The organism is Pantoea conspicua (genome assembly GCF_002095315.1).
In the GTDB taxonomy this organism is placed as follows: Bacteria; Pseudomonadota; Gammaproteobacteria; order Enterobacterales; family Enterobacteriaceae; genus Pantoea; species Pantoea conspicua.
On the sequence record NZ_MLFN01000083.1, the window covers coordinates 1 to 8,634 of the forward strand.

At 59.6% G+C, this 8,634-nt stretch carries 7 protein-coding genes; 5 read left to right on the forward strand and 2 right to left on the reverse strand.

All coding sequences use genetic code 11. From position 1 onward, the window contains the following. Positions 1 to 1,584, reverse strand: a 1,584-nt coding sequence (locus tag HA41_RS18820; protein ID WP_143807372.1) for a PAS-domain containing protein, incomplete at its 3' end; no start/stop codon positions are given. A 147-nt stretch (positions 1,585 to 1,731) separates the two neighbouring features. Here HA41_RS18820 and HA41_RS18825 point away from each other — a divergent pair. From HA41_RS18825 to HA41_RS18840, 4 genes are all read left to right on the forward strand, one after another. Beyond that, positions 1,732 to 3,246 (forward strand): sugar ABC transporter ATP-binding protein, encoded by a 1,515-nt coding sequence (locus HA41_RS18825; RefSeq protein ID WP_094122035.1) that lies wholly within the window; start codon positions 1,732 to 1,734, stop codon positions 3,244 to 3,246. 10 nt (positions 3,247 to 3,256) lie between these two features. After that, positions 3,257 to 4,237 (forward strand): ABC transporter permease subunit, encoded by a 981-nt coding sequence (locus tag HA41_RS18830; protein ID WP_010670880.1) that lies wholly within the window; start codon positions 3,257 to 3,259, stop codon positions 4,235 to 4,237. Between the two features lie 90 nt (positions 4,238 to 4,327). Then, entirely contained in the window at positions 4,328 to 5,266 is a 939-nt protein-coding gene (locus tag HA41_RS18835) for an ABC transporter substrate-binding protein (protein ID WP_094122036.1), read from the forward strand. A gap of 44 nt (positions 5,267 to 5,310) precedes the next feature. Beyond that, positions 5,311 to 5,994 carry a D-lyxose/D-mannose isomerase gene (locus HA41_RS18840; protein ID WP_094122037.1) on the forward strand — a complete coding sequence of 228 codons (684 nt, stop codon included), beginning with the start codon at positions 5,311 to 5,313 and terminating at the stop codon, positions 5,992 to 5,994. A gap of 24 nt (positions 5,995 to 6,018) precedes the next feature. Here HA41_RS18840 and HA41_RS18845 read toward each other — a convergent pair whose 3' ends face one another. Beyond that, positions 6,019 to 6,762, reverse strand: a complete 744-nt coding sequence (locus HA41_RS18845) for a response regulator (RefSeq protein ID WP_094122038.1) — start codon at positions 6,760 to 6,762, stop codon at positions 6,019 to 6,021. Between the two features lie 433 nt (positions 6,763 to 7,195). Between HA41_RS18845 and HA41_RS18850 the strand changes: the two genes are divergently transcribed. Continuing rightward, positions 7,196 to 8,494 (forward strand): NCS2 family permease, encoded by a 1,299-nt coding sequence (locus HA41_RS18850; protein WP_218833860.1) that lies wholly within the window; start codon positions 7,196 to 7,198, stop codon positions 8,492 to 8,494. Positions 8,495 to 8,634: the final 140 nt, after the last annotated feature.

Consider the following 8,634-nt stretch of genomic DNA (forward strand, 5'->3'; position numbering starts at 1 on the left):
CTCAATCCGGCTGGCCAGCGGGCCGGGCGTCAGCTGGCCTTCGGTCATCGCCAGACTGCCGATAATCACCGCCAGCAAATTATTAAAGTCGTGCGCCAGCCCGCCGGTCAGCTGACCGACCGCCTTCATCTTCTGGCTGTGCTGCAGTGCTTCTTCCAGCGTTTTACGCGAGGTCCGGTCCAGCACCGTATTCACCATGCCGCGCCGCGGGATTGGGCTGAAGCGCAGCTCCAGCGTGCGACCATCGGCCAGTCGGATCTCCTGTGGTTCACCGGGATCGTGCAGATCCACCGCCAGCGGTGCCAGTAACTGCTGCCAGTGAACGCCGCGATGCAATTCACGCGACGGGATACCCAGCAGCTCCGCATACTGCGCGTTCCACACCACCAGCTGACCGTTGTTATCAAACAGGGCAAAGCCATCTCGCATCGCCAGGAAAGTGGATTCCAGCTGATTGCTCTTCTCTTTCAACAGTCGCGACGTGTGGGCCAGTGAGGCGGTATTGCGGGCGAAGACGTTAAACGCCCGCGCCAGCTCACCCAGCTCATCCCGCCGTTGCAGCCCCGGCACGCTGACATTCTGTTCTCCCTGCGCCAGCCGGGTCATCGCCGCGGCAATCGCCGTCAGGCTGGAACCGAGATTGCGGTAGATATAGATACCGGCGTAACCGGTGATCGCCAGCGCCAGCAGCGCAAACAGCGCAATAAAGCCGATTATCGAATCCAGCTCGCGGTGAGTGGCAAGGGTGCGCGCCTCACTCTGCAACGCCACCTGCTGCACCGAAGCACTGATGTCCTCATTGAGCATCGCCACCAGCGCTTTGATGCGATAGGTGGCATAGGCAATCGCCAGATCGCTCTGTTCCAGCGCATCGGCCAGCGGCAGCAGGCGCTGCTGAGTCGCCAGCAGGCGCTGCACTTTTTCGCCGGTGACGCCCTGCAACGGCACCGTGCGCCACTGCATCATCACCTGCTGTAACTGGTCGATCACCGCCACGGGCGAAGGGGTACGGATGGCAATACCGATCAGCCGCTCGGTCTGCTGACGCAGCGCGGCGTCCGGTTGGTTCTGCTGTTGACGTTGCAGCAGCTGGTCAATATGGCTGAGCAACAGTTGCGCCTGCCACAGGTCACTGAGCATGTTGTTACGTTGCAGGTGACGCTGATGGCCGGTCAGCAGTAACTGGTTGATGGTCTGCTCCAGCATCAGGCTGCGGGCGCGGATGCGGGCGATGCGTTCCGGCTGGCGCGCCGCCAGTGGCGCACTGGCCAGCAGCGTCAGGGAGTGCTGCAGCGCCTGCTGATTCTGTTTCAGACGTTGTGATTCACTCTGGTACTCCAGCGCCCCGACTACCTGCGACAACCGTACCGCCGCCGTGGCCACATTGGCGGTATCGCGCGCCAGCGCCAGGCTGCCGTTCATGTCGGCCAGCGTCTGGGCCTGCGCCTGTTCCTGAATCGCGCCAGCATGACGAAAGCCGAAGATCGCCACCACGCTCACCATCAGCGTGACCAGCACCACCAGCAAATTGAACAGCAACAGGCGGCCTCGCGCCCCGGCCTGCCACGGATAATTGCGCTGCATCCCACGACCTCTTAATCACTGCAACGATGGGCCGAGTATAGGAGCGTGCAGGCGGGTGATTATGACAAATATGAATGGCCGCTGACATTTTCCGTTTATCTGGCGTTGCTTTACTGCCGGCTATCCACAGACCGCAGGAGCGAGGCGATGACAGCCACACCGATACTGGAAATGCGGGCAATTACCCGGCGCTTCGGCAGCTTTTATGCCCTTAAGGGCGTCGATCTCACGGTCTGGCCCGGTGAGGTTCACGCGCTGATGGGGGAGAACGGCGCGGGTAAAAGCACACTGATGAAGATTCTGGCCGGTGCCTATACCGCCAGCAGCGGGGAAATTTTAATTGAAGGCAAGCCCTGGGCGCTGAAGGGGCCGAAGGAGGCGCTGGCCGCCGGGATCACCCTGATTTACCAGGAGATCAATCTGGCGCCCAATCTGACGGTGGCGGAGAACATTTTTCTTGGCAGCGAAATCGCGCCTGGCGGGCTGGTGAGGCGACGACAGATGGCGGAAGAGGCGCAGCGGGTGATTGACCGGCTCGGCGCGCAATTCAGCGCCTGGGATTTGGTCAGCCGCCTGAGTATTGCCGAGCAGCAGCAGGTGGAGATCGCCCGCGCGCTGCAGCGCAATAGCCGCATTCTGGTGATGGATGAACCGACCGCTGCGCTCTCCAACCGCGAAACCGAACAGCTGTTCGCGCTGATCAAGCGGCTGCGCAGCGAAGGCATGGCGATCATCTACATCAGCCATCGCATGGCGGAGGTGTATGAGCTTTCCGATCGGGTCAGCGTGCTGCGTGACGGGGAGTATGTCGGCAGTCTGACCCGTGACCAGCTCAACGCCAGCGAACTGGTACGGATGATGGTCGGACGGCCGCTGAGTGACCTGTTTAACAAAGACCGCGCTATCCCTTTGGGTGATATCCGGCTGGCGGTCAATCACCTGACAGATGGCGGCAAAGTGCATCCCAGTAGCCTGGCGGTGCGTGCCGGGGAGATTGTCGCGCTGGCCGGGCTGGTGGGGGCAGGCCGCAGCGAGCTGGCGCAACTGATCTTCGGCGTACACAAGCCCAAAGATGGCGAGATCTGGATCGATGGCGAGAAGGTCACCATCCACTCACCGCGTGATGCCATTGCGCGCGGCATCGGCTTCCTCACCGAAAACCGCAAAGAGCAGGGGCTGTTTCTGGAGATGGCAGCACAGGAGAACATTGTGATGGCGACGCTGGAGCGTGATGCCAGTTACGGGATGCTGAACCGCCGCAAAGGGCAGACCATCGCCAGTGAGGCGATCACCTCGCTGAATATTCGCGTCCCCCATGCTCAGGTCCGGGCGGGCGGACTCTCCGGCGGCAATCAGCAGAAGCTGCTGATCTCGCGCTGGGTGGCGATTGGTCCGCGCATTCTGATTCTCGACGAGCCGACGCGCGGTGTCGATGTCGGCGCGAAGAGTGAAATCTATCGCATGATGCAGCAGATGGCGCGGCAGGGCGTGGCGATTTTAATGATCTCCAGCGAACTGCCGGAAGTGGTCGGGATGAGCGACCGCGTTTACGTGATGCACGAAGGCACCATCGTCGGTGAGCTGGAGGGCAGCCACATCAGTCAGGAAAATATTATGACGCTGGCAACCGGTGCGCACAGCGCGTCAGCAGGCAAAATTTAAGGAGACCACGATGACACAACTGGCCCGCACCAAAGCGCCGACGCTGAAGCGCGCCCTGATGGGCGATCTGCTGCAAACGGTGGGTATCCTGCCGATTCTGATCCTGATCGTGGCGGTATTTGGTTTCGTCACGCCAAACTTTTTTACCGAAGCAAACCTGCTGAACATCACCCGTCAGGCGTCGATCAATATCGTGCTGGCGGCGGGGATGACTTTTGTGATTCTCACCGGCGGTATCGACCTGTCGGTGGGGTCGATGCTGGGAACCACCGCGGTGGTGGCGCTGGTGGCGTCGCTGGATCCGATGCTGGCTTCCATGACCATTCCGATGGCGCTGGGGGCAGGCCTGGTGATGGGGCTGTTTAACGGCATCCTGGTCGCCTGGGCTGGGCTACCGCCCTTTATTGTCACGCTCGGCACTTATACCGCGCTGCGTGGGGCGGCTTATCTGCTGGCGGACGGCACCACGGTGATTAACTCCGATATTAACTTTGAGTGGATCGGCAACGGCTATCTCGGGCCGGTGCCGTGGCTGATTGTGATTGCTTTTGCGGTGATCGCCATCTGCTGGTTCATCCTGCGCCGCACCACGCTGGGCGTACATATCTACGCGGTTGGCGGCAACATCCAGGCTGCCCGTCTCACCGGCATCAAGGTGGGGATGGTGCTGCTGTTTGTCTACGGCATGAGTGGCCTGCTGTCCGGACTGGGCGGTCTGATGAGCGCCTCGCGGCTTTACAGCGCCAACGGCAACCTCGGCGTCGGCTATGAGCTGGATGCGATTGCGGCGGTGATCCTCGGCGGCACCAGTTTTGTCGGCGGCATCGGCACCATCACCGGCACCCTGATTGGCGCACTGATTATCGCCACACTGAATAACGGCATGACGCTGATGGGCGTCTCCTATTTCTGGCAGCTGGTGATCAAGGGCGCGGTGATCATCATCGCGGTACTGATCGACAAATACCGTACCCGTCATCATGTGAGTTGAGTCTTAAAAGGGCGGATGCGCCAGGTCGCCTCCGCCTCTGTAAAAACGCCATTAAGTGGTTGGCACTCTGAAAACAGCAGGAGAAGGTCTATGCGTTTTAATCCGATTGTAACCGGGCTGCTGGCGGCGACGCTGTTCAGTACCGGCCTGGCTCAGGCAAAAGAACTCAAATCTATCGGCGTAACGGTCGGCGATCTGGCAAACCCCTTCTTCGTGCAGATCACCAAAGGCGCAGAGATGAAGGCACGTCAGCTGGCGGGCGATAAAGTCAACGTGACGCTGGTCTCCAGCGGCTACGATCTCGGTCAGCAGGTGGGCCAGATTGATAACTTTATTGCGGCGAAAGTTGACATGATTATCCTCAATGCTGCCGACTCCAAAGGGATCGCCCCGGCTGTGAAGCGGGCGCGTGATGCCGGTATCGTGGTGGTGGCGGTCGACGTGGCCGCCGATGGTGCCAACGCCACCATTACCTCTGATAACACCGAAGCCGGGGTGATGGCGTGTAAATATATTTCTGACCGTCTCAAAGCCAAAGGCAACGTGGTGATCATCAACGGGCCGCCGGTCTCAGCGGTTCAGAACCGTGTTGAAGGTTGCATGACCGAACTGAAGCGCCATCCCGATATCAAGCTGCTCTCTTACAACCAGAACGCCAAAGGCAGTCGCGAGGGCGGACTGGAAGTGATGACCGGTCTGCTGTCAGCCAATCCGAAGATCGATGCGGTATTCGCCATCAACGATCCGACGGCGATTGGTGCTGATCTGGCAGCGAAACAGGCGCAGCGTAATGAATTCTTTATTGTCGGCGTCGATGGATCGCCGGACGGTGAAGAGGCGCTGAAGCGTAAGAACTCACTGTTCGTCGCGACCCCGGCGCAGGACCCGCAGGTGATGGCCGCCAAAGCGGTGGAGATTGGCTATGACATTCTGCAAGGCAAACCAGCACCCGATAAGCCGGTGCTGATTCCGGTGAAGCTGATTGATCGTAACAATATCAGCAGCTATCAGGGCTGGACGGTGAAATAAGCTTTAGGGCGGCACACTCCGGGTGCCGCCCTCAGGAGGCCACTATGCAACGTTCAGAGGTTAATTATTACCTGCAACATACTCGCGAGTTTTTCCGACAGCAGGATGTGCATCTGCCGCCGTGGGCGGATTACGAGCCGCGCCAGTGGCAGCTTCAGGATCGCCAGCAGGCGCAGGAGATTCTGGTGTTGCGGCTGGGCTGGGATCTCACCAGTTTTGGCGCGGCTGATTTTCTGCAGACCGGGCTGACGCTGTTTACCCTGCGCAACGGCTCGCCAGGTGGGCAGCCGTGGCATAAACCCTACGCCGAGAAAATGATGCACGTACGTGAAGGGCAGCTGACGCCGATGCACTTTCATCCGCGCAAGATGGAAGACATCATCAATCGCGGCGGCGGGAATCTGATCGTCGAACTGCATAACCGCGACGGTGATGAGCTGGCTGACTCGCCGGTGGTGGTATCGCTGGATGGCCTGCGCCAGACCCATGCCGCCGGTTCGCAACTGCGGCTCTCACCGGGTGAAAGCGTGACGCTGGAGGCGGGCGTCTGGCACAGTTTCTGGGGTGAAAGCGGCTATGGCGACGTGCTGGTGGGGGAGGTGTCGATGCCCAACGATGACGAAAATGACAATGTGTTTCTGACGCCGCTGGCACGCTTCAACCCGCTGGATGAGGATGAAGCGCCGCGCTGGCTGCTATGCAACGATTATGCGCACTGGCTACCCTGAGCAGGGCAGGCGCGGCGCGGTCACTCAGGCAATCTGACTGGTGCGCGCCATGGCATCGGGTTTGACCACATCGGCCGAAAAGACATAGCCCAGCCCGCGGATGGTGCGGATCAGGTCGGGCTGGTGCGGGTTGGTTTCAATTTTACGGCGCAGTCGCATGATCAGCACGTCGATGGTGCGATCAAACACATCGAGACTCTCACTGTGGGTCAGCTCCAGCAACTGATCGCGGGTCAACACCTTGCGGGCATGACGCACCAGCGCGTGTAGCAGGCTATATTCCCCCTGGGTCAGCGGCACCAGTTCGCGCTGCGGGTTAAACAGCTGGCAGCGGCCATCGTCCAGTTGCCAGCCGCCAAAACGCCAGCTTTCCTGTTCAGGGTCGGCCTGCGCGATGCGTCCGCTGCGACGCAGGGCCGCACGGGCGCGCGCCACCACCACGCGGGGATTGAAAGGTTTGGCAATGTAGTCATCTGCGCCCATCTCCAGACCCACCACCATTTCCGCTTCGGAACCCATACCGGTCAGCATAATCACCAGCACTTCGGGTCGCTCACGCTGAAGCTGCTGCAATACCAGTAGCCCATTGGTATCGGGCAGCATCATATCCAGCATCACCAGCGAAATCGCCGGATGTTCACTAAGCATCGATAGCGCCTCTCTTCCCTGACGGCAGCTGTAGACAGTAAACAGATGTTCACTTAACGCATCCTGCAAGACGTCGCAGACAGCAGGATCATCATCCACCACCAAAATCGCTGGCTTCATTGCGCGGCCTCAATGTTACGAAAGAGTTAATTCTGGAGTGTACACAGGCAAATTACGGTTGCTGTTTCAGCCTGCTGAAACGTGACCAGCTTCGCCTGGCAGAGTGCGGAATCGTGCGCTGGCGCAGAGTTTTTCTGACCCTCAATGTCGCTGCAGGAAAACGATTGCGCACAATAAGTGCATTGCACCATAATCGCGCCTTGTTTTGGTTCGGAATTGTCTTAGCAATTCTGTAGGCGGCCAGGTAATCGATTGCGTTGGCTTATGGCATGGCAATTGCTTTGGCAGTGGGCCCTACCCGGTTTTTTCACCGAATTCAGGCTTGCGAGTATGCAGCAGCCCGTTTCGCTGTTCCTTGAACAGAATAATCAGCATGCAAACCCCTTTGGCAAGCGAGAACGCACATTCGTGACGTCTCCTGTATCGAGAGATGATGATGTTAGAAAAATTATTCAAACTCAAAGCACACAACACCACGGTTCGCACCGAGATTATCGCCGGGATCACTACCTTCCTGGCGATGGCTTACATTCTGTTTGTGAACCCGAGCATTCTGGGTGCCACCGGCATGGACAAGGGCGCCGTGTTTGTCGCCACCTGTCTGGCGGCGGCCATTGGCTGTGTGCTGATGGGGCTGATCGCGAACTACCCGATTGCGCTGGCACCGGGCATGGGACTGAACGCCTTCTTCACTTACACCGTGGTGCTGCACATGGGTTACACCTGGCAGGTGGCGCTGGGCGCGGTCTTCCTGTCGGCGGTGATCTTCTTTGCGCTGTCGATCTTCAAAATTCGCGAGTGGATTATCGCCAGCATTCCGCTGCCGCTGCGCGCCGGGATTGGTGCCGGTATCGGGCTGTTTCTGGCGCTGATTGCGCTGGAAGGGGCGGGGATTGTGGTCGATAACCCGGCGACGCTGGTGGGAATTGGCGATCTGACTAAGCCGGGGCCGCTGCTGGCGATGCTGGGCTTTATCGTGATTGTGGTGCTGGAAGCGCGTCGCGTGACCGGTGCGGTCCTGATCGGCATCTTACTGGTGACCTTTATTTCAATGGGCATCGGCCTGTCACCGTTTGCCGGGGTATTCTCCGCACCGCCGTCGATCGCCCCGACGTTTATGCAGCTGGACATTGCCGGTGCCTTTAACGTTGGTCTGGTGAGCGTGATTTTTGCCTTTCTGTTCGTTGATGTGTTCGACAATACCGGTACGCTGTTGGGCGTGACCAAACGTGCCGGTCTGGCGGATGAGCAGGGCAACGTACCGAAAATGGGCCGGGCGCTGATTGCTGACAGTGCTGCCGCGCTGTTTGGTTCGCTGCTGGGTACCTCAACCACCACCAGCTACGTAGAATCTGCGGCGGGCGTCAGCGCGGGCGGCCGTACCGGTCTGACGGCGATTGTGGTAGCAGTCCTGTTCCTGCTGGCGCTGTTCTTCTCGCCGCTGGCCTCCAGCGTGCCGGTTTATGCGACTGCGCCCGCGCTGCTGTTTGTCGCCGTGCTGATGGCATCGGGCCTGGCGGAGATTGACTGGAAAGATATCACCACCGCCGCGCCGGTAACCGTTACAGCGCTGGCGATGCCACTGACCTATTCGATCGCCAACGGTATTGCGTTTGGTTTTATTACCTGGACGCTGGTGAAGTTGCTGAGTGGCCGCACCAAAGAGGTCAACGCGGCGCTGGTGATTTTGTCGATTCTGTTTGTGATTAAGTTGGGGTGGCTGAGCGCCTGATCGCGCAGGGGGCGCTTAGCAGCGGTTTCGCCTGGCAGCGGGCTGGCACTGAGGAAGGTTACGCCTGGCGGCGGGCTGCACTGAGTATAGTTTCGCCCGCCAGCGTTGGGGAGTTTCAGTTTGACCGGGCGGGCGACGCG